The following is a 264-nucleotide window of genomic DNA, read 5'->3' on the forward strand; positions in this document are numbered from 1 at the left end:
ACGTCGCGGCCTTCCTTGGGTTAGCTCCGGCGCCCTTCGCCAGCGGCGACGTGTCGCGTGATCAAGGCATCAGCAAAGCCGGTAACCGAAGCACACGTGTGCAGATGGTGGAACTTGCGTGGTGTTGGTTGAAATATCAGCCAAGTAGCGAACTGACCGTGTGGTATCGCACCCGGTTCAAAGGCAACGGCGCTCGCGCGGCAAAGGTAGGGATCGTTGCGCTCGCCCGAAAATTGTTAATCGCGCTTTGGCGCTTTGTGGAGA

The 264-nt window shown here is 58.7% G+C and carries 1 protein-coding gene; it reads left to right on the forward strand.

The window, feature by feature from the left end:
* The coding region (locus AX735_RS13320) for a transposase (protein WP_156447504.1) at positions 1-264 on the forward strand (264 nt) is incomplete at both ends.

It is taken from the genome of Blastomonas sp. CCH1-A6, from assembly GCF_001556365.1.
Classification (GTDB): domain Bacteria; phylum Pseudomonadota; class Alphaproteobacteria; order Sphingomonadales; family Sphingomonadaceae; genus Blastomonas; species Blastomonas ursincola.